The sequence below is a fragment of the Chryseobacterium lathyri genome (genome assembly GCF_003290185.1).
Lineage (GTDB): Bacteria > Bacteroidota > Bacteroidia > Flavobacteriales > Weeksellaceae > Chryseobacterium > Chryseobacterium lathyri.
This window is the reverse complement of record NZ_QNFY01000016.1, coordinates 1-22,597: the sequence shown is the minus strand read 5'-3', so window position 1 is coordinate 22,597 and position 22,597 is coordinate 1. Positions and strand designations below refer to the sequence as shown.

16 protein-coding genes are annotated in these 22,597 nt (G+C 37.2%); 14 read left to right on the top strand and 2 right to left on the bottom strand.

The genetic code is table 11. The features are described 5' to 3' along the window. Positions 1 to 6: 6 nt before the first annotated feature. Both DRF61_RS19650 and kduI read right to left on the bottom strand, forming a co-directional pair. Positions 7 to 789, bottom strand: a complete 783-nt coding sequence (locus tag DRF61_RS19650) for a gluconate 5-dehydrogenase (RefSeq protein ID WP_111960251.1) — start codon at positions 787 to 789, stop codon at positions 7 to 9. Positions 790 to 797: 8 nt separating this feature from the next. Continuing rightward, positions 798 to 1,634, bottom strand: a complete 837-nt coding sequence (gene kduI, locus DRF61_RS19645) for a 5-dehydro-4-deoxy-D-glucuronate isomerase (RefSeq protein WP_111960249.1) — start codon at positions 1,632 to 1,634, stop codon at positions 798 to 800. A gap of 948 nt (positions 1,635 to 2,582) precedes the next feature. Here kduI and DRF61_RS19640 point away from each other — a divergent pair. The 14 genes from DRF61_RS19640 (at position 2,583) to DRF61_RS19575 (ending at position 22,532) form a co-directional block, all read left to right on the top strand. Then, the gene (locus tag DRF61_RS19640) at positions 2,583 to 5,540 is read left to right on the top strand and encodes a SusC/RagA family TonB-linked outer membrane protein (RefSeq protein WP_238601925.1); all 2,958 of its coding nucleotides are present in this window, start codon (positions 2,583 to 2,585) and stop codon (positions 5,538 to 5,540) included. Positions 5,541 to 5,552: 12 nt separating this feature from the next. Continuing rightward, positions 5,553 to 7,367 carry a RagB/SusD family nutrient uptake outer membrane protein gene (locus tag DRF61_RS19635; RefSeq protein WP_111960245.1) on the top strand — a complete coding sequence of 605 codons (1,815 nt, stop codon included), beginning with the start codon at positions 5,553 to 5,555 and terminating at the stop codon, positions 7,365 to 7,367. Between the two features lie 81 nt (positions 7,368 to 7,448). After that, on the top strand, positions 7,449 to 8,471 hold the full coding sequence (locus DRF61_RS19630) for a pectinesterase family protein (RefSeq protein WP_111960243.1): 1,023 nt from the start codon (positions 7,449 to 7,451) through the stop codon (positions 8,469 to 8,471). Between the two features lie 40 nt (positions 8,472 to 8,511). Beyond that, positions 8,512 to 9,924, top strand: a complete 1,413-nt coding sequence (locus DRF61_RS19625; protein ID WP_111960241.1) for a pectate lyase family protein — start codon at positions 8,512 to 8,514, stop codon at positions 9,922 to 9,924. Between the two features lie 50 nt (positions 9,925 to 9,974). Next, positions 9,975 to 10,973 (top strand): DUF4861 family protein, encoded by a 999-nt coding sequence (locus tag DRF61_RS19620; protein WP_111960239.1) that lies wholly within the window; start codon positions 9,975 to 9,977, stop codon positions 10,971 to 10,973. An 11-nt stretch (positions 10,974 to 10,984) separates the two neighbouring features. Next, on the top strand, positions 10,985 to 12,244 hold the full coding sequence (locus DRF61_RS19615) for a glycoside hydrolase family 88/105 protein (RefSeq protein WP_111960237.1): 1,260 nt from the start codon (positions 10,985 to 10,987) through the stop codon (positions 12,242 to 12,244). 51 nt (positions 12,245 to 12,295) lie between these two features. Continuing rightward, positions 12,296 to 13,939 carry a glycoside hydrolase family 43 protein gene (locus DRF61_RS19610; protein ID WP_111960235.1) on the top strand — a complete coding sequence of 548 codons (1,644 nt, stop codon included), beginning with the start codon at positions 12,296 to 12,298 and terminating at the stop codon, positions 13,937 to 13,939. Between the two features lie 164 nt (positions 13,940 to 14,103). After that, positions 14,104 to 15,771 carry a glycoside hydrolase family 28 protein gene (locus tag DRF61_RS19605; protein ID WP_111960233.1) on the top strand — a complete coding sequence of 556 codons (1,668 nt, stop codon included), beginning with the start codon at positions 14,104 to 14,106 and terminating at the stop codon, positions 15,769 to 15,771. A gap of 33 nt (positions 15,772 to 15,804) precedes the next feature. After that, the gene (locus DRF61_RS19600; RefSeq protein ID WP_111960231.1) at positions 15,805 to 16,716 is read left to right on the top strand and encodes an alpha/beta hydrolase; all 912 of its coding nucleotides are present in this window, start codon (positions 15,805 to 15,807) and stop codon (positions 16,714 to 16,716) included. 51 nt (positions 16,717 to 16,767) lie between these two features. Then, a complete protein-coding gene (locus DRF61_RS19595; RefSeq protein ID WP_111960229.1) occupies positions 16,768 to 17,736 on the top strand; it encodes a pectinesterase family protein in 969 nt (322 codons plus the stop codon). A 137-nt stretch (positions 17,737 to 17,873) separates the two neighbouring features. Next, positions 17,874 to 18,611: a rhamnogalacturonan acetylesterase gene (locus DRF61_RS19590; RefSeq protein ID WP_111960227.1), complete on the top strand. Its 738-nt coding sequence runs from the start codon at positions 17,874 to 17,876 to the stop codon at positions 18,609 to 18,611. Between the two features lie 15 nt (positions 18,612 to 18,626). Then, positions 18,627 to 18,968, top strand: coding sequence for a cupin domain-containing protein (locus DRF61_RS19585; protein WP_111960225.1), 342 nt, complete (start codon positions 18,627 to 18,629; stop codon positions 18,966 to 18,968). Positions 18,969 to 19,088: 120 nt separating this feature from the next. Then, the gene (locus DRF61_RS19580; RefSeq protein WP_111960223.1) at positions 19,089 to 19,991 is read left to right on the top strand and encodes an alpha/beta hydrolase; all 903 of its coding nucleotides are present in this window, start codon (positions 19,089 to 19,091) and stop codon (positions 19,989 to 19,991) included. A gap of 48 nt (positions 19,992 to 20,039) precedes the next feature. After that, positions 20,040 to 22,532: a glycoside hydrolase family 95 protein gene (locus tag DRF61_RS19575; RefSeq protein ID WP_111960221.1), complete on the top strand. Its 2,493-nt coding sequence runs from the start codon at positions 20,040 to 20,042 to the stop codon at positions 22,530 to 22,532. The last annotated feature ends 65 nt before the right edge of the window (positions 22,533 to 22,597 follow it).

Sequence of the window (22,597 nt, the reverse complement as noted above, 5' to 3'; positions counted from 1 at the left end):
CTGTTGTTATTCATTAGCAGGTTTTCCAATGGTCGCTAAAATTCCACCATCAACGTAAATAATTTGTCCGTTGATGAATCGGCTTGCATCCGAAGCAAGGAAAATAGCCGTTCCGGCAAGGTCTTCAGGATTCCCCCATCTTCCTTCCGGAGTTCTGCTGATGATAAAATCATTGAAAGGATGCCCATCCACTCGGATCGGTTCGGTTTGAGAAGTTGCAAAATATCCGGGGCCGATTCCGTTCACCTGAATATTGTGTTTTGCCCATTCTGTCGCCAGATTTTTGGTAAGCATTTTCAGGCCGCCTTTTGCAGAAGCATAAGCAACTACATTGTCACGACCAAGCTCACTCATCATTGAGCAGATGTTGATGATCTTCCCGGATTTTCTTTTGATCATATGTTTGCCAACTAATTTCGACATAATGAAAGGTCCCGTAAGATCCACATCAATTACTTTTCTAAAGTCTTCAACCTCCATTTCAATCGCCGGAATACGTTTGATGATTCCTGCGTTGTTGACAAGGATGTCTATTTTTCCATGAGTAGCCTCCATTAAAGCTACTTTCTGAGCGGCTTCCAATTCGTCCGTCACGTCAAAAAGATAACCGGTCGCTTTATAGCCTTTATCATGATAATAGTTTAAAGCTTCCTCTAATTTTGATGGTGTCGTACTTGTGATCGCCAGTTCAGCACCTGCAGCGGCAAGACCTTCTGCCATTGCCATTCCTAATCCGTGAGTACCGCCCGTAACGACCGCTACTTTGCCGGATAAATCAAATAAATTCATTGGAAAAATTACTTTAGTTCGTTAGTTTTGATCCCGTCCATATCACCGTAGTCCATATTTTCCCCGGCCATACCCCAGATAAAAGTATAATTGGAAGTTCCTACTCCTGAGTGGATAGACCATTCCGGAGATAGTACAGCTTCACGGTTTTTCATAAAAATATGACGTGTTTCCTGAGGCTGCCCTAAGAAATGACTGATTGCCTGTCCTTCTTCCAAATCAAAATAGAAATAGGCTTCCATTCTTCTGGTATGGGTATGTGAAGGCATTGTATTCCAAACACTTCCGGGATGAAGCTCTGTCATTCCCATTTGAAGCTGGCAAGTTTCAAGTACAGAATTGACAATCAGTTTGTTGATTGTACGCTTGTTGGCATATTTTTCTTCTCCTAATTCTACAATTTCGGCTTCGTTTTTCGTGATCTTTTTTGTCGGATAAGTATGATGTGCCGGAGCTGAATTGATGTAAAAATAAGGTTGTGCATTACCCGATTTTTCAAAAATTACTTCTTTTGCCCCTTTACCAATATATAAAGCTTCTTTATTGGCGAGCTCATATACTTCTCCGTCTACCGTTACTTTTCCGGCACCACCTACATTGATGATTCCTAATTCTCTCCTTTCAAGGAAGTTTTCGGCTTTCAAATCGTCTGTCGGTTCCAGTTTTAGGGCTTTTGCTGAAGGCATAATACCTCCTACAATCAGCCTGTCATACATTGTATAGACTAATTTTATCTTATCTTCATTAAATAAATCATTGATTAGAAACTCCCTTCTAAGATCTTCCGTAGTATACTTTTTGGCATCTTCAGGATGGTGGGCGTAACGAAATTCTGATTGTGTCATACTGCTTGATTTTTATTCTTTTCTTTTTGCGGTTTTATCAAAACCTGTTAAATATTGCGTAATCGATTGCATAAAATTACACTAAAACTTTGTAGAAATACTTGTTGCTAAATATATAATTATTCTTTAATTAGTTAATAAAAAATTAATTTAAATTTATAAATAACTGAATAACAGACTAATATTTTAAAAATAATGTGAGAAAGCAAGAAGATTTTAAAGAAATTATATAGATAATATTAACCCAAATTAATATTCAAATCCTGTTTAAATATTAAATCATACCAAAATAAAACAATAAAACAGAGATGTTGATTTGATAACAATATATTAAAACTAATATACATATTCCACACAATAAGAGCAATTAATATCAAGTATAAAAACCAATTAAAATATTAATCTGAAAAGATGACAAAAGTCAGGAAAAATATAAAAAAATTAATATTGACTGTCATTTTTGGGAAATTTTTAAGGATAAAAACAGTCAGATTTTAAGCAAATTTTAAGTTTTAAATTAATAAAGAATAAAGAAAAATTGATTTTTTTCAATTCATATTTAAGCTAATTTCAAGTTAACAAATTATTAATTTTCAATACTTTACATAATTAAAAACATCAATTACTCTGTAAGTTTGATCCTCATTCAACAATCGAATTAATGAAAAAATAATATTTTTTTCTTTGCGTATTGAAAAATAATATTAGTTTAGAAGCCAAGATATTTATTATGAAAATTTACGCAATCGATTGCACTTTAAAATGTGTAAATCTTTCAGAAAAATATTTGCCACTAAAATCAGTAGAATACTTACAAATCCACACAAAACAAAAACGATTGAGAAAACTTTCAACCAAAAATTAAAACTATAAGGATACAAAATGGATAAAAAAGTACAATCAATAAAATGGTTATATCTAACTTTCTTTTTATTTCCTGTCCTGACAATGGCTCAAGAAAAGGAGACGAAAAAGGATAAAGAAACCAATATCGATGAAGTGGTTTTGGTAGGCTATTCCAAGGTTTCCAAAAAAGATGTCACCAATGCCGTTGGCTCAGTAAAGGCTGACGAAGTAAAAGATATGCCCGTAAACAGCGCTGCAGAGGCCATCCAAGGCAGAGTTGCTGGGGTACAGATTATGGCAAGCGAAGGGTCTCCCGGCGCTGACGTGGAAATTAAAGTAAGAGGGGGTACATCGATTACACAGAGCAATGCCCCACTCTATATCGTGGACGGAATCCAGATGGATAATGCACTTACTGTCATTTCTCCCAAAGAAATTGAATCAATTGAAGTTCTGAAAGACGCCGCTTCTACTTCCATCTACGGATCGAGAGGTGCCAACGGAGTTGTTTTGATCACAACAAAAGGAGGCCGTAAAAAAGCTGCAATGACTATCAATTACAACGGTTATACAGGTGTTCGTAAAATTATGAATACTATTCCGGTGCTTGATCCTTACCAATTTGTAATGTATCAATATGAGCTTTACAATAAAGGAGGAGATTTGGCTGACCAGACAACATTCAGCACGAGATATGGTACGTTTGATGAATTGGCTACAAAATATGGAAATATTAAGAAAAGAGATTGGCAGGATGAGCTTTTTGGAAAAGAAGCATTCAACTTTACACATAACTTAAGCTTACTGGGAGGTTCAGACAAGTCTGCATTCTCATTGACTTTAAACCATGTGGAAGAAGATGGAATTATGCTCAATTCAGGTTTCAGAAGAAGTATGGCCAACTTTAAATATGATTTTGACATTTCTAAAAAATTAAAAGCCGGATTCAATGCAAGATACAGCCGCCAATTGATTTCCGGAGCGGGAACTTCCGCGTCAGGTTCTCAGGGGACAAACCGACTGAGAAATGCGGTAAGATATCAGCCCTTTGAAGGGGGAAGCAATGTACCGATTGATGACTTTGACCCTAATTATTCAACGTTAACCAATCTTGTTAACCCACTTATTTTAAATGATAACGAGGTAAAAGAAAACAGAACCAACGATTTATTATTAAACGGATATTTGAATTATAATATTACGAAAGACTTAACTTTCAGAAGTGTAGTCGGTTATGTTCAAAGGGATAATGCTGTAAATCAGTTTTGGGGAACCGTGACGAGTGACGCGAGGGCCAACAACAATCAGCCGATTGTACAGCTTACAAGGTCTCAGACCAGAAGAATTACCAATACCAATACTTTAAACTATACAAAGAAATTCGGGAACCATAAACTTGATTTATTGATTGGTGAAGAAACTGTGCAGACAGACGGAGAAACTTCAAACATCTACACAAAATGGCTGCCCGTTTCTATCAGTCCAAATGAAGCTTTTGCCAATATTCAGTCTGCAATTCCACCATCAGGGATGATTCAGGATGCGCCCAGAACGGCGGCATTACCACCAGAAAGGCTGTTTTCATTATTTGGCAGAGCCAATTATATTTATGCCAACAAATACATTTTAACAGCTTCCATAAGAGCGGATGCTTCAAGTATTTTCAGACCTGGTAGTAACCAATGGGGAACTTTCCCGGCAGTTTCGGTAGCATGGAAAATAAAAGAAGAAAATTTCCTTAAAAATAAAGAATGGCTGGATGAATTGAAATTACGTTTCGGATACGGCCTTGCAGGAAACAACAGAATTCCGGCTTTTCTCTATGATACGTTTTTTACAACTTCTACAGATTACGGATATACCTTCGGAAGCGGTGTAACGCCGGGAGCCACTACGGGAAATACTTTGGCCAACAAAAATGTAACCTGGGAAGCTACAGTTTCTAAAAACCTAGGATTGGATTTCGGATTCTTCAACGGAAGATTATACGGAAGTTTGGATACGTACATCACTGACACAAAAGATCTTTTGATACTGGCAAAAATTCCTCAGACATCAGGATATGAATATCAGTATCAAAATTCAGGGAAAACACAGAACAAAGGAATCGAAGTTTCGTTGGGAGGTATTATCGTCAACAAAGAAAACTTCACATGGAAAACGGATTTCAACATATCAGCTAACAAAAATATCATCAAAAGCTTAGGAGCAGGTGTTTCCGGAGGCAACGATTATTACCTTGTAGCTTCGGGGTGGGTAAATAATCTATATGATTTCATCGCCAAAGTCGGCAATCCGGTAGGAACTTACTACGGATACGAAACGGAGGGAAGATATGAAATCGGCGATTTTGATTTTAACCCCACAACTCAGGCTTATACTTTAAAGGCTGGTGTTCCCAACGCAAGTGCTGTCGCGAATGGTTCAAAGCCAATCCAACCGGGGGATCTTAAATTAAGAGATTTAAATGGCGACGGTCAGATCACCACAGCCGATCAAACCGAACTAGGGAGTGCTCAGCCGAAGTTCTACGGAGGGTTTAACCAGACTTTCAGATACAGAAACTGGGATATGAGTTTATTTTTCAATTTCTCTGTAGGCAATAAGGTTTATAATGCCAATAAAATCGAGTTTACCACTCAATACTTATACAGAGACAACAACATGGCTGCAGAAGTTGCAGACAGATGGAGATGGTTTAATGACCAAGGCGTAAAAGTAACAGATCCTGCCGCCCTTGCTGCATTGAACGCCAATACAACCATGTGGACGCCTCCGCAAGGAAACTACATTCTGCATTCATATGCAATTGAAGATGGTTCTTTCTTAAGATTAAATAATGTGACAATAGGTTACAGCCTTCCAAAAGATTCATTAGAAGTGCTTGGTATTAAGAATTTCAGGTTATATGCAACCGTAAATAACTTATTTACCATCACCGGTTACGACGGTTACGATCCGGAAGCAAGTACGAGAAGAAACCCTTTGACTCCGGGTGTTGATTATGCTGCATACCCTAGAAGCAGATTTATTTTAACAGGTATTGATATAACCTTTTAATTAAACTTAAACGTGAAAAAGACAATAATTATATTAAGCTGTATCCTTTCGCTTACCACCATAAATTCATGCAGCGATTATCTGGATCCTGAAAATTTTTCAAGTGTTGCGGAAGCACAGCAATTCGATAGTACTTCAGACACTTTCACCGCTTTGGTGGGTGTTTATAACCAGTTGGCAGGTGATGATGGGTATGGACAGAGATTAGCCTTAATTTATCCTCATTCCAGTGACGATTTCAGGACTTCAGGGGACTACAACTGTAATGACAGAAGAGGAATCTCAACTTTCGGGGCCTGCCCTACCAATACAGAATTAAACAAACCTTTCTTGAAACTATACTCAGGAATCGAAAGAGCGAATCTTTGCATTAAAAACATTCCGATCTCCCCTGTTTACCAGACGGGTTCCGATGCTGACAAAAAAATGATGGATCGCTACCTTGGTGAAGCTTTAACATTAAGAGCTCAGTTTTACTATGAATTAATAAGAAACTGGGGTGATGTTCCTTTTCAGGACAAGCCATCCGTGGATTATGACAATCTTTATCTTCCAAAGACAGATAGAGATGTTATTTATGAAAAAATCATTGCAGATCTGGCCCAGGCTTCTGCTTTAGTTCCTTGGAGATCAGAAGGAAGCACTACAAATGCCAGAATTTCCAAAGGTTTTATTAAAGGTTTAAGAGCAAGAATAGCATTGGCAAGAGCGGGATATTCATTGAGAAGAAGTCCACAACAGATGGCACAGGGTTCAAATCCTCAAGCCTATTATCAGATTGCTTATGATGAATGTAAAGACATCATGAACCATGCGGGAGAACACAGCTTAAATCCAAGCTACGAAGCAGTTTTCAGAGCTTTGCATACCAATACACAGGATGCTACCAACGAAATTATTTTCTGTGTGGGAGCTTTCGGTGGTAATGCAAGAACAGACAGTAAGATCGGTTATTACAACGGCTTAAAGCATGACGATAATTCCAACTGGAAAGGAGGAGGCGGTATCAACGCGCTTCCGGTTTATTTCTACGAGTTTACTAAATATGATTTAAGAAGAGATATGAATGTAGGAATTTTTAAAGTTAATAATTCCAATCAGGCGGAAATAGTGACTGCTATTTCTTTCACAGATTCAAAATACAGAAAATCATGGACGAACATTACGGGACCTTCTCAAAACCTTGCGGTTGACTGGCCTTTATTACGTTTTTCAGATGTTTTGCTAATGTTCGCAGAAGCAGATAACGAACTTCATAGTGCTCCTTCCCAGGAAGCCATTAATGCGGTAAAACTTGTGAGAAACAGGGCTTACGCAGGAAATCTGGGCCAGGTTGGAACAATTCCTACAGACAAAGTGGGATTCTTCAATTATATTGTTCAAGAAAGATTATTGGAGCTGGGTTCAGAAGGAATCAGGAAATATGATCTTATCCGTTGGAATCTACTAGATGCTAAAATTACGGAAACAAGACAGAAGCTGACAGCTTTTGCAAACGGAACCGGACCATACGCAAACGTACCGCTAAATCTTTATTATAAAAAATCGGTTTACGATCCTACAAAATCTGCACAGCAAAATGTTAACGATATCGACATTTTCTTCACCGGCGGCGACAAATCTCAGGTATTTTACATGCCTTCTCAGGATGCAACGCCGGCAGGTTATACTAAAATTGCGTGGAGGGCAGCTGTTTTGCCAACATACATCATTGATCCGGTAAAAGGTTTTGCACAATATTTCCAACCCAATAAAAAAGAATTATTACCTATTTATAGTGACATTATTCAATCGAATTATAATCTTACACAAGATTACGGTTATTAGATAAAAAGTTTCATATTCATATCAAAGAATACAGGCTTCTTCCCATAAAGAGAAGTCTGTATTTAACTCAAAATTTATTTAATGAAAACTTCTTCTTTAATTAAAAATTTTAAAACATTTTCAATATTTTCAATCATATTGGTATGTCTTTTTTCTTTTAAAACCAATGATAAAATTATCGTAGTTTCAAAAGACGGAAAAGGCAATTTTATTACAGTACAACAAGCCATCGATGCCGTTGAAAATGGTTCTGAGACAAGAACAAAAATTTTAATTAAAGCCGGAGTTTACAAAGAAAAAATTACCGTTCCCGAATCGAAAGGGACGATATTACTGGAAGGTGAAAATCCCGAAAATACCATCATCACTTACGATGATTTTGCTTCAAAAAAGAATCCGGAAGGAAAAGATATCGGAACAACAGGTTCTTCAACAATTTTTATTTATTCAAATAACTTTACAGCAAAAAATATTTCGTTTGAAAACAGCTCAGGAAAAGTTGGGCAAGCCGTTGCTGTTTTAACTTCAGGGGACAGAATTGCCTTTGAAAACTGCAGGTTTTTAGGAAATCAGGATACTTTATATTTAAAAGGAGTTCAGGATTTAACAGATAAGACAAAACCTTCAAGAAATTACTTTAAAAACTGCTACATCGAAGGGACAACCGACTATATTTTCGGAGCAGGAACCGCCATTTTTGAAAACTGCACGATCTATTCTAAAGAAACAGCAAGCTACGTCACAGCCGCCTCCACTCCACAGGAAAGTGAGTTCGGATTTGTTTTTATTCAATCTAAAATCATCGGAAACGCGAAAGAACATTCAGTTTATCTAGGAAGACCCTGGAGACCTTTTGCCAAAACAGTTTACATCGATTGTGAAATGAATTCCACCATAAAACAGGAAGGATGGCATAATTGGAACAAACCCAATGCGGAAAAGACAACGTTCTATGCAGAATTTAATTCAAAAGGAACCGGCGCCAATGCTGGAAAAAGAGTTTCGTGGTCGCATCAATTAACAAAACAAGAAAGAAAAAAATATACAACTGACAATATTCTCAAAGGAAAAGACCTTTGGAACGTTAAAACAAGTTTAAAATAATTTCAACCCGAACATCAAAAACACCAAAGAATTTTCAATCATGAAAAAACACTTCACCAAAATAATGACGATAGGAATTGTATGCGGAAGTTTGACTTTTGTTGAAGCTCAAAACCTCCTAAGCTTCCCCGGTGCAGAAGGTTTCGGAAGATATACAACCGGCGGACGCGACGGAAAAATTTATTTCGTGACCAAATTAAACGATGATGGTTCGGAAGGTACTTTAAGGCACGCTTTAGACCAAAAAGGTCCGAGGTATATTATTTTTAAAACAGGCGGAACAATTTACTTGGAATCACCGTTGAAGATAAAAGAAGGTGATGTCACCATTGCCGGACAGACAGCTCCCGGAGACGGAATTACCATTGCCAATTACGAAACTTTTGTTGCAGCAAATAACGTAATTATCCGCTACATGAGATTCAGGATGGGCGATCAGAAAAAATATCAGGGTGACGCTTTTGGCGCAAGATTCATCAAAAATCTGATGGTCGATCATTGCTCGATGAGCTGGTCTACGGACGAGACGGTTTCCATTTATGTCAACGAAAATACTACACTTCAATGGTGCGTGATTTCTGAAAGTTTGAGAAATTCTGTCCACGAAAAAGGTGCTCACGGATATGGCGGAATTGCAGGCGGAAAATTTGCGACTTTTCATCATAATCTATATGCCCACCACGATAGCAGAAATCCCAGATTAGGGGAATATGCGGGAAGTAAGTTTGCATTAACCGATCTTACCGATTTCAGGAATAATGTGATCTACAATTGGGGACACAATAATGTGTACGGAGGTGAAGGAATGAATGTGAATCTCGTTAATAATTATTACAAACCCGGCCCTGCAACCACGACAAAACAACGGATTGCAGCCATTGATAAAAACGGAAAACAAGAAACTGAAGTGTATAACATCTGGGGAAAATATTACATCACCGGAAATGTTGTGGAGGGAAGTCCGGAAATCACAACGGATAACTGGACGATAGGCGTTTTTGATCAGATGAAAGCATATAATTTGACGGATAAAGATAAAAATTCCATTAAAATCAATCAGCCGCATGAGATTCAGGACAATGTGAAAACTCATTCTGCGAAAGAAGCGTATGAGAAAATTTTACAGATCGGAGGGGCAAGCCTGGTGAGAGATGCAATTGATCTGCACGTTTTAAAAGATGTGAAAAATGGAAGCTTCACCTACAAAGGTTCAAAAGGAAGTGCCAACGGAATCATTGATTCTCAAAATGATGTAGGTGGATTCCCCAATTTAAATCCAGGAAAACCTCTCCCCGATTCAGACAGCGACGGAATGCCTGATGAGTGGGAAATTAAAAATAAATTAAATCCTAAAGTTGCCAATTCCAACGGACGGGATTTAGATAAAAATTACGATAATATCGAAGTATATTTTAACGATCTGGTTAGAAAAATAACCGAAAGACAACACTAATAACCATGAAGACTTTTAGTTAAAAACCAGTTATCTAATAAAAAAATATTATGAAATTCAGTTTGTTTAGAATAGTCATTGCAGGAGCATTTTTGAGTTCAACATTTTCTGTGGCTCAAACTTCTGTGATTGAAAAAATTAAAGAAAATCCAAAAGTTCCCTTTTCATATGCGGAGCTTTCCGTAAAAGAAGGTGGGAAATGGGAAGGCAATCAGTACATTGGAGGAACTTTTAAAAACATCAACCAGCTTGTGCTTCCTGCCGAACATACCGATCATTCTTATTATATCAGATATGAAGGTATCGGTCTGGAAAACAACCAGATCGGCTACAGACTATATTTAGACTGGAGGAATGCAACTGATATTTTCGGTAAAAAAGTAAACACCTTGGCCTTGCCTGAAGTCGGACAAGACGGTTTTGAATCCTATCATCACGATGCACCCTGGGGACAGGATATTTTGAAATCCGGCCGTACCATTGGCATCGGTTCTTACGGAAGATATGACGAGCAGAATGACTTTATTGAAACCTTTAAAGTTGTAAAAAATACAGCCGTAAAAGTAGTTAATGAAAAAGATCAATCTTATGCAGCCATCGATTATAAGGGCTGGAAAACCTGGGGTGATGCCATAGATTTACAGTCAAAACTGACGATTTTTAATAAAGATCGTTTTGTAAAAGTAGATTTAAACTTAAGCAACACTATTTCAGGGTTATGTACCGGAATTGTTGCCATTAAAAATATTCCGTTAAAACAAGGAATCAGTAAAAATAAAAAATGGGCTTATATCGCCACTTACGGCAATCAAACGGAGACAAAAAAAGACGACAATCTGGGAATGGCTGTCTTCTACCCTCTCAAGAGTTTTGATAAATATGTTAGGACAAAATCCACTCATACCGTTATTTTCAAGAAAGTGAAGAATGTTTCTTATTACTTTTTGGGAGCCTGGTCTCTGGAACCAAACGGCTTAGCAACAGAAGAAGCATTTTATCAGGATTTAGATAAGAAACTGGATATTTTAGATAAAACCAATCAACTTTAAAGTTTAAAATAATGAATTTCATTAACCATAATATAAGATTATTGGCACTTGCTGCTTTAGGTTCAGGAATATTTTTGGCTTGCGCCCAAACAAAATCTGTAACCGCTTCAAAATCTTCAACAGAAGCTTCAAAAGCAGGGAAAATAGTTCCTACAAACCTGAAATGGTCTGAAAGAATGTTGCTTTCCGAAATGCAGCGTTTTCCGGAATCCTGGATGCTTGATTTCAGTAAAAGCCCGAAATGGACCTATCCATCAGCGATTGTTCTGGATGCCGCTGAACAGCTCTACGCGAAAACCGGTAAAAAAGAATATTATAATTACATCAGCGAATTTGGAGAAAAACTGATCAAAGAAGATGGTACAATTCTTACCTACGATCTTGAAAAGTACAATATCGACATGCTGAACAGCGGAAATGTGCTTCTATATCTTTACGAGAAAGAGAAAAAAGAAAAATACCTGAAAGCCCTTCAAACCCTTCGTTCCCAAATTGACGGGCAGCCAAGAACCAAAGAAGGATCTTTCTGGCATAAAAAAATATATCCGTACCAGGTGTGGCTGGATGGCCTGTACATGGGAATGCCCTTCTACACGCACTACACGAAAGATTTTGTAAAAGGTGCAGAAGCAACCAAAGCTTATAATGATATTGTTTTTCAGTTTGATTCAGTTCAAAAGAATCTTTTAGACAAAAAAACAGGATTGCTTTATCACGCATGGGATGAAAGCAAAGAACAAGCCTGGGCAAACAAAGAAACAGGACTTTCACCCAATTTCTGGGGAAGAGCGATGGGCTGGTACGGAATGGCAATGGTAGATGTCCTGGATTATTTACCTGAAGATCATCCCGGAAGAGCAAGATTAATTTCTTATATAAAATCTTACACCGATGCCATCATCAAAGTTCAGGATAAAGACAGCGGACTTTGGTATCAGGTTTTGGATAAAGCAGGAGAAAAAGGAAATTATACGGAGGCTACGGCTTCAGCAATGTTTGTTTACACAATTATTAAATCGGTCAATAACGGTTATCTTCCAAAATCCTATAAAACTTATGCTAAAAAGGGGTACGACGGAATCATCAAAAATTTAATTACAGTTGATGAAAATGGAGTGGTAAATTTAAATAAATGTTGCGCAGTAGCCGGTTTAGGTGGAAAACCTTACAGAGACGGGTCGTATGAATACTATATCAATGAAGAAGTTCGTTCAAACGATGCAAAAGGAACAGGACCGTTCATCCTGGCTAGTTTAGAATTTGAAAAATAAAACTAAAACCTGCAACCCAATTCCTATTGCCTAAACAATGAATCTGATTTTATGAGGACAAAAAGCATTTTAAATATAGCAACAATCACAATACTTTCAGTTGCGTCAACCTATCTCAACGCACAGGAAAAAAACTATGTTTCCGAGGTCTGGACAGCCGATCAGGGCAAAAATTACAAAAACCCAATTTTGTATGCAGATTATTCCGATCCTGATGCGATTCGTGTTGGTGAAGATTATTACATGACGGCTTCAAGCTTTAATGAAGCTCCGGGATTGCCTATTCTTCATTCAAAAGATATGGTCAACTGGAAATTAGTGAATTATGCCATTCAGGATATTTTACCAGCCGGACATTTTTCCACGCCAAAAAGAGGGGACGGAGTTTGGGCGCCAAGCATCAGATTTCACAAAGGAGAATTTTACATTTATTGGGGTGATCCTGATTTCGGAATTTATATGGTGAAAACCAAAGATCCGTTGGGAGCCTGGGAAAACCCCGTTTTGGTGATGGAAGGAAAAGGCTTGATTGATTCCTGTCCGTTTTGGGATGAAGACGGAAATGCATATTTAGTTCACGGTTGGGCAGGGAGCCGCGCAGGTGTGAAAAGTTTACTTTCAATTAATAAAATGAATCCTGAAGGAACAAAAGTTTTGGATAAGGGTGTTCATGTTTTTGATGGTCACGATGCACATCCGACAGTTGAAGGCCCGAAAATGTATAAAAGAAATGGCTATTACTACATTTTTGCTCCCGCAGGCGGAGTGGCTACAGGCTGGCAATTGGTCTTGAGATCAAAAAATATTTACGGTCCTTACGAAGAAAAAGTTGTTCTGGAGCAAGGTTCCACAAAAATCAACGGGCCTCACCAGGGAGCCTGGGTTGATACGCCCTCAGGTGAAGATTGGTTTTACCACTTTCAGGACGTTGATGCAGGTGGAAGAATCGTTCATCTTCAACCCATGAAATGGGAAAAAGACTGGCCGGTTATTGGAACTGACCATAATAAAAACGGAATCGGGGAACCGGTTTTAACCTATAAAAAACCAAACATCGGTCAATCCTACCCTGTCGTTACGCCTCCTGAAACAGATGAGTTTGATGGAGATAAATTAGGATTACAATGGCAATGGAGTGCGAATGAAAATATTGTTTGGTCATCCAAACTTCCCGGACAGAAATTTTTAAGATTATTTTCAATGAAGCTTCCTGAGGGTGAAAAAAACCTGTGGAACATCCCGAATTTATTAACTCAAAAATTCCCGGCACCTAATTTTGCTGCTTCCACGAAAGTTAAATTAACTCCGGAAGATGCTAAAGAAGGAAAAACTGCAGGACTCTTAGTGATGGGATTAGATCACGAATCAATCGTAATTACCAATAAACAGGACGGGTTTTATTTACAGTTAAGAAGAGCCGAAAAGGCAGATAAAGGCGGCGAAGAAAAGGTTTTATTTGAAACAAAATTAAAAGGAAACGAGGCCTATTTAAAAGTAAATGTCAACGAACCTAACGGTTTGTGCCAGTTCAGTTACAGCGAAAATGGAAAAAATTTCACCAAAGTAGGTGACGTTTTTCAGGCAAAACCCGGAAAATGGATTGGTGCTAAAGTCGGTTTGTATAGCATAAGTACAGCAAAAGCTCCTCGCGGGGGATATGCGGATTTTGATTGGTTTAGAATTACTAAAAATTAATAGTCTTCTCCATAGATTTTCACAGATGTTGATGTAATATTTTTACTTATAAGTTTAAAAAATTTGCGCAATGATCCGTAAAAACCTGTATAATCTGTGGGAGAAAAAATAAACATAGATTTTGAAAAAACAATAACAAAAAAATAAAACTCAAAAAAAATAAAATGAAGCAGTCTCTCAAAGTTATCGGTTTAGCAGCAGCAATGATGTTTTCAGGACAAATCTATGCTCAGAATCTGGATATTTACAAGAATCTTGAGTTTAAGATGCCTCAGGTTGTGGAAACCTCTTTTCCTGCAAACACAGTTTCCATTACACAATTTGGCGGAGTTGCAGGCGGAAATATAAAAAATACAGAAGCTTTCAAAAAAGCAATCGATGATCTTTCTAAAAAAGGCGGCGGAAAATTGGTTGTTCCCCGCGGAATGTGGTTAACAGGACCAATTGAATTGAAAAGCAACATCAATCTTCACGTAGAAGAAGGAGCATTCATCATATTTAGCAAAGACAAAAACGATTATCCTTTAGTTGATGTAAGTTTTGAAGGATTAAATACAATCCGCTGCCAGTCCCCCATTTCAGCAAGAAATGCAACCAACATTGCTATCACAGGAAAAGGTGTAATTGACGGAAGCGGTGATGCCTGGAGAGCCATTAAAAAAGGAAAAGTATCAGAATCTGAATGGAAAGAAATTGTAAAATCCGGAGGAATCCTATCTTCAGACGGTAAAACCTGGTATCCATCAGAAAGTTATAAAAAAGGATTTGAAAGCAGTTCGAGCTTCAACGTTCCTGATAAAATTTCTAAGGAAGAGCTAAAATCGGTTAAAGATTTTCTTCGTCCCGTAATGGTAAGTTTGGTGGGTTGTGATAAGGTTTTGCTGGACGGGCCGACCTTCCAGAATTCGCCCGCATGGAATCTTCATCCGTTGATGTGTTCGAATGTCATTTTAAGAAATCTTACCGTTAGAAATCCTTGGTTTTCACAAAACGGCGATGGTGTAGACGTGGAATCCTGCAAAAATGTTTTAATCTATGATAATACCTTTGACGTTGGTGACGACGCGATTTGCATCAAATCAGGGAAAAATGAAGACGGAAGAAAAAGAGCAATACCAACTGAAAATGTTATCATTAAAAACAATGTCGTTTACCACGGTCACGGAGGTTTCGTCGTTGGAAGCGAGATGTCCGGAGGAGCTAGAAATATTCACGTTTCCGACTGTACTTTCATCGGAACAGATATTGGTCTTCGTTTCAAAACAACACGGGGAAGAGGTGGAATCGTTGAAAATATTTACATCAAAAATATCGATATGATTAATATTCCAACTCAGGTAATTGGCTTCAATATGTTCTATGAAGGAGCTTCACCGGTTTTGGAAGACGGACAAAAAAAAGAAGAAAACAAAGCACCGGAAAAAGTTTATCCCGTAACAGAGGAAACTCCGATTTTTAGAAATATTTTCTTTAAAAACATCAATGCAGTTAATTCTTACGAAGCGATTACATTATTCGGCTTAGCTGAAATGAATCTTAAAAATATTGTGATCGAAGATTCTCAGTTTGACACGAAAAAGGCTCTTACTATCGTAGATGCAGACGGAATTCAATTAAAAAATGTGAAGCTGAAATATTCTGAAGGAACAGGAGCAACAGTCTACAACAGCAAAAACATCAGCCTTGCGACGGTAAAATTTGAGTCTCAAAATAAACCGTTGGTTAAGGTTTTAGGAAATAAATCAGGGGCAATCTTCTTACCCAAAGAAGTTGCAAATGATAAAGCTGCAATTTCTATTGCAACGGAAGTAGCTAAAAATGCGGTTAAATAATCTTAGTGGTTCAAAAATTTAAAATTTGACAACATGATTTTTAACAAAAAACATACTTATATTTCTATTTTTTTAATGGGAGGAACATTAGCATTCGGCCAGATTCAACGGCCGAATGCAACTCCTTACACCAATGAAACTACCTATGAAAAACTAAAGAAAAAATACACTTTTATCACTCCGATAGATCGGCCGGTTCCGAAAAATATAGGGATTGATAAAGATGTAGAATATGCCAATATTAATGGACTTTCATTAAAAGCAGACATTTATTATCCTGTCGATAAATCTAAAAAACACCCCGGAATCGCAATGGTTCATGGTGGTGGATGGATTTCGGGAAGTAAGGAAAATGAAAAATTCATGGCAATGGAACTGGCTGTAAAAGGTTATGTTGCAATTGCGGTCGGTTATCGGTTGGCCGATGTTGCAAAATATCCCGGCGGAGTTGAAGATATTGAGGAGGCCATTCATTGGTTAAAGAAAAACAGAAAAAAATATTCTTTAGATCAAAATAAAATAGCAGTGTTGGGAGAATCAGCCGGGGCACAAATTGCAACTTTGGTTGGTGTACGATCAAAGAATAAAATTAAGGCAATCATCAATATTGATGGAATTGTTTCATTTATTCATCCCGCAGCTGAAGAAAGTACATATGCTTCGTATTGGTTGGGCGGTGACAGGAGTGCCAATTTAAAAAACTGGACCGAAGCTTCACCCTTAGAATATATTAACAAAAATACACCTCCTACTCTTTTCATTAATAGTTCTCAACCTCGTTTTCATGCCGGAAGAGACGATATGATGAAGAAATTGAAAAGCTATAATATTCCGACTGGATTTCACGAAATTAAAGATTCTCCGCATTCATTTTGGAGCGCAGAACCCTGGTTTACGGAAACATTGAATTATACTGTTGCCTTTTTAAATAAAGTTTTGAAATAGGATAAAAGTTAAGTTTGAGATTAAGGCTAAGACCAACTTAAGTAAAGTTTTATGAAAAAATTATTTTTAATTCTGTTCATTTCGATAACTCAATTTCTCTTAGCAGAAAATGATCCGTACATTAAAATCACTGTAGCTAAAGACGGTAGCGGTGATTTTACATCGATTCAGAAAGCAATAAATTCAGTAAGAGATTTAGGACCTGCGGAAGCATTGATTTTCATTAAATCCGGAACTTATAATGAAAAAATTACCATCCCTTCTTCAAAACATAAAATCACTTTAGAAGGCGAAGATAAAGACAATACTATAATCACCAACAGTGATTTTTCAGGAAAATTGGATTCATTTAATGAAAAAAAAACAACCTTCAATTCCTACACTTTATTGGTCATGGGTGATGATATTAAAATCAGTAATTTAACGATTCAAAACAGTTCTTGCAACGAAGGACAGGCAGTTTCTCTTCATGTGGAAGGTGACCGTTTTGTGATTAAAAACTCTAAAATTCTGGGTTGTCAGGACACGGTTTATTCCGCTACCAATCATAGCAGACAATATTTTGAAAACTGTTATATCGAAGGAACAACTGACTTTATCTTCGGACAGGCAACGGTTGTTTTTAAGAACTGTACCATTAAAAGTTTAGCCGATTCTTACATCACCGCAGCCGCAACAGAAGCCGACAGACAGTACGGTTTTGTCTTTTTAGACTGTAAATTAATTGCCAAAGAAGGCATCACAAAAGTATATCTGGGAAGACCTTGGAGACCCTATGCAAAAACAGTTTTTATCAATACAGAAATGGGAAAACACATCCTTCCGGAAGGCTGGAATCCCTGGAAAGGCGATAAAATGTTTCCTGATAAAGAAAAAACAGCTTATTATGCAGAGTTTGGGAGTAAAGGTGAAGGAGGAAATATTTCAAAACGGGTAAGTTGGTCGCAGCAATTGACAAAAAAAGATTTGAAAAATTATACACTAGAAAAGATTCTGGGTGACTGGAATCCAAATAAATAATGAAATAAATCACTAAGATGCTTCGACGGGCTCAGCATGACAACTCTAATACTAATTGCTTCATTTAACAGCACATTTGTAGCGATGCCGAGCTTAGCCGAAGCATCTTTCAGGTTTAATTAAAAATAAATTGTAAGATGAATAAAAAACTTAGCATACTATTATTATTCCTATCAATAATAACATTTGCTCAACAAAAACCAACCCTATTTTTAATTGGTGATTCCACCATGGCGAATAAGGAAAATCCTGATAAAAATCCTGAACACGGTTGGGGACAAGTTTTGCCACAATTTTTAACGACTGGAATTGAAGTCCAGAATCATGCAATGAACGGAAGAAGCTCAAAAAGTTTCAGAACAGAAGGAAGATGGGATAAAGTGATGAAACAGCTTAAAAAAGGAGATTTTGTGATCATCCAGTTTGGCCATAATGATCAGAAATTGAAGGATTCAACTAAATTTACCAATCCATACACTCAATACAGGGCCAATTTAGAAAGATACGTCAATGAAACCAGAGCCAAGGGCGCAACCCCCATTCTGATGACTTCCATTGTCAGGAGAAATTTCACAGAAAATGGTGTTTTGATTGATACACACAAAGAATATCCGTTAGTCGTAAGAATGGTTGCCAATGATATGAAGGTTCCGTTCGTTGATATGCAGTTATTAACCGAGCAAATGGAAATTGCGTACGGTCCGGAAAATTCAAAAAAACTGCATCTTCATTTTGTAGAGGGTGAAAATCCATATTATCCAAAAGGAAAAGCTGATGACACCCATTTATCAAAATTAGGCGCAGAAACTGTTGCAAAACTGGCTTTGAAGGATTTGAAAAGCTTGAATATCAGGTTGGAAAAATATATTAAATAATGCAAAACATAAAAAATGAATTTCAAAAAAGAACCATTTTTCAACGGTAATTCCGGATGGGAAGATTTAGGAGGCGGAGTTTCCCGTCAGTTTGTCGGGTACAATTCTCAGATAATGATGGTGATTGTAAAATTTGAAAAAGATGCGGTTGGAGCCTTGCACCAGCATTTTCATTCGCAGATCACTTATGTTGCATCGGGAAAATTTGAAGTAACTGTTAACGATGAAGTGAAAATTTTACAGCAAGGTGACGGTTTTTTCGCTCAGCCCAATATTTTTCATGGGGTAAAATGTCTGGAAGAAGGACGGTTGATTGATGCTTTTACACCGTTCAGAGAAGATTTTCTTAATTCTTAAATATGAAAATGTTAATTAATCGCAAATGATTTTCTTGCGCCTTAAAAAAGAATCATTTAATGAAACTTTACACCATTGCAATTAACCAGAAGAATACAGACTTTTTTTAATCAAAAACCAATGAAAAAAGCAATTTTTATTACAGCATTTTTCCTTATAAATCAATTATCTGCACAGGAAAAAATCATTTTGTGGCCAAAAGGTCAAATGCCGAATTCCAAAGGATTGCAATTAAAAACTGAAGAAAAAGAAGGAAGAATTGTACAAATAAAGGAAACCGAACTTTTTGCTTTTTTACCTCCGAAAGAAGAAAGAAAACAGATGGCTGTCATTGTCATTCCCGGTGGTGGATATTATAAACTTACCTATGATCTGGGTGGCTATCAAATTGCCAAATGGTTCAACACGCAGGGAATATCTGCATTTGTTTTAAATTACAGGTTACCAACCTCTCCTGATTTAAAGCAAAAAGAAATTGCTCCATTACAGGATGTTCAGGCGGCTATAAAATACCTCAGAAAAAATGCGGTGCAATATGGCATTTCATCAGATCAGATTGGAGTAATCGGAACTTCTGCAGGTGGACACCTGGCTGCAACGGTAAGTAATATTTCTACAGATTATACAGAATTAAAAGGCGACTGGGAGAATATTCCTACCATTCCTGATTTTGCGATTCTTGTTTCTCCCGTTATTGATTTGGGAGAATTTGCCCATATTGGAAGTCGCAATAGTTTGCTTGGTGAAAATGCTTCTCCGGAAAAGATCAAAGAATACTCTATGCAGAACCGGGTAACGGAAAAAACTCCGCCTACTGTTTTATTTCATGCTCAAAACGATAAAACAGTTCCTGTGATGAACAGCATTCTTTATTACCAAGAAATGACAAAAAATAAAGTAAAAGGAGCATTGTTTATCTTTCCTGAAGGTGAACACAAAATTGGAATTACAAATAGATCAGAGCTAACTGATAACTGGAAAAAATTATGCTCGGACTGGCTGAAAACGATAGGTAATAAGTAATTAATAGTTTATTTCGTGGTAATCACAAAAAATTTAACAATTCAAAGTATGCTGAAAACCATTCAATATAAAATATTTTCACTGGCTTTTGGAGCGGTAATTTCCATTTCTATTCATGCACAGCAGAATTTAAAACTAACCTACAGCAAACCTGCAGAAAACTGGAACGAAGCGCTTCCCATCGGAAACGGAAAGCTCGGTGCAATGGTTTTTGGCGGTGTTTCACAGGAACATCTTCAACTTAATGAAGAAACAATCTGGGCGGGTGAACCGGGAAATAATGTTCCGAAAAATACATTCGACAGTATTCAAAAAATCAGGAAATTATTGAATGAAGGTCAGTTTGAACAGGCTCAAAAACTTTCTAATACAACTTATCCCCGAGCAGCGCCAAAAGACCTGAACTACGGGATGCCTTATCAGACGATGGGTGATTTATTTTTAGATTTCAAGGGTCATGAAAATTTTAAAAACTACGAAAGAGCTTTAGATATTGAAAAAGCAGTAAGCACTGTTTCTTACAAAGTAAATGCTGTGACTTTTAAGCGTGAAATTTTCACTTCTTTTGCCGATAATGTGGTTGTGATTAAATTATCTTCCAGTAAGAAAGGGAATTTAAATTTTTCAATTAATGCTACTACTCCACACTTAAAAAAATCAATTTTTACGGAGAAAAATCAACTGGTGATCACCGGGACAAGCGGCTCGGCTGATAATAAAACCGGAAAAGTTAATTTCAAAACGATAGCTGTTCCTGTTCTAAAAGGTGGAAAATTGACCTCAACTCAAAATAAATTAACCATTTCAGGAGCAGATGAAGTGATTATTTATATTTCAATCGCTACCAATTTCAAAAAATACAATGATATTTCCGGAAATCCGGATGCGAGAGTTTCTGAATATTTAAACAAAGCTTTAAGCAAAAAATATAATGAGGAATTAAAAGCTCATACCGAAAAATATCAGAAATATTTTAACCGTGTACATTTAAATTTAGGAACAACAGATCAGGCGAAAAAAACAACAGATATCAGAATTAAAGAATTCGCCCATTCTAAAGATCCTGATCTGGTCGCTTTGTATTTTCAGTTTGGTCGTTATCTTTTGATTTCATCTTCACAACCGGGAACTCAGCCCGCCAACTTACAGGGGATCTGGAATTACCAGTTGAATCCGGCTTGGGACAGCAAATACACCGTCAACATCAATACAGAAATGAATTACTGGCCTGCCGAAAACACAAATTTGAGCGAAATGCACGAACCTTTGTTTGATATGATTCAGGATTTATCGGTGACAGGACAGGAATCTGCCAAAGAAATGTACCATGCAAGAGGTTGGAATATGCATCACAACACAGATTTGTGGAGAATTACCGGAATTGTGGATGGTGGTTTTTATGGGATGTGGCCGATGGGCGGTGCGTGGCTCACACAGCATCTCTGGAATCATTATTTATACACGGGGGACAAAGAATTTTTAAAGAAATATTATCCTGTATTGAGAGGTTGTGCCCTATTTTATCTGGATGCTCTTCAACAGGATTCTTCTAAAAAATACCTGGTGGTTTCCCCTTCAATGTCACCCGAAAATAAATATTTAAACGATGTCGGAATTACGGCGGGAACGACTATGGATAATCAGTTGGTTTTTGATGTTTTTAATAATTTTATTAATGCTTCAAAAGTTTTAAATGAAGATAAAAATCTTTCGGATGAAGTAAAATCAGCGTTAAATAAACTTCCGCCTATGCAGATCGGGCAGCACGCCCAGTTGCAGGAATGGCTGAAGGATATGGACCGAACCGATGATAAACACAGACATATTTCGCATTTGTACGGATTGTTTCCTTCGGGGCAGATTTCACCTTTCAGAAATCCTGATTTAACGGAAGCTGCAAAAAATTCTATGATGTACAGAGGCGATAAATCAACAGGTTGGTCAATGGGCTGGAAAGTAAACTGGTGGGCAAGATTATTGGATGGAAATCGTGCTTTCAAACTCATTTCAGACCAATTAACACCTGCTCCGTTGGAAGCAAAAGGTCAGTCAGGAGGAACTTATCCCAATCTTCTGGACGCACATCCACCGTTTCAGATTGATGGGAATTTTGGCTGTACATCGGGAATTGCAGAAATGTTACTACAAAGTTATGACGGCTATCTATACATCTTACCGGCACTTCCTGATGCTCTTCCAAATGGTTCAGTGAAAGGCCTGAAAGCACGTGGCGGATTTGAGGTTGATATAGAATGGAAAAATTCAAAGCTGACGAAATTAATTATTAAATCAGCTTTAGGAGGAAATTGCAGAATCAGAACAGCTAAAGATGTGGTGTTGGTAGCTTCTGAAGCCTCGGCTACCCAAACTCAACTGAAACCTTCAAAAGGAAATAATCCGAATGAATATTACCAGATCAACTCAATTAAAGCTCCTTTGATTTCTGATAAAGCAGAATTGAAAGGTTTTACAGTTCCAGAAACGCAGGTTTTTGATTTAAATACTGAAAAAGGTAAGATCTACAATTTTGATGTAAAATAAAATTAAACAATTAATAAAATGCAATCGATTTAACAAATTAAATAAATAATATTATAATTATATAA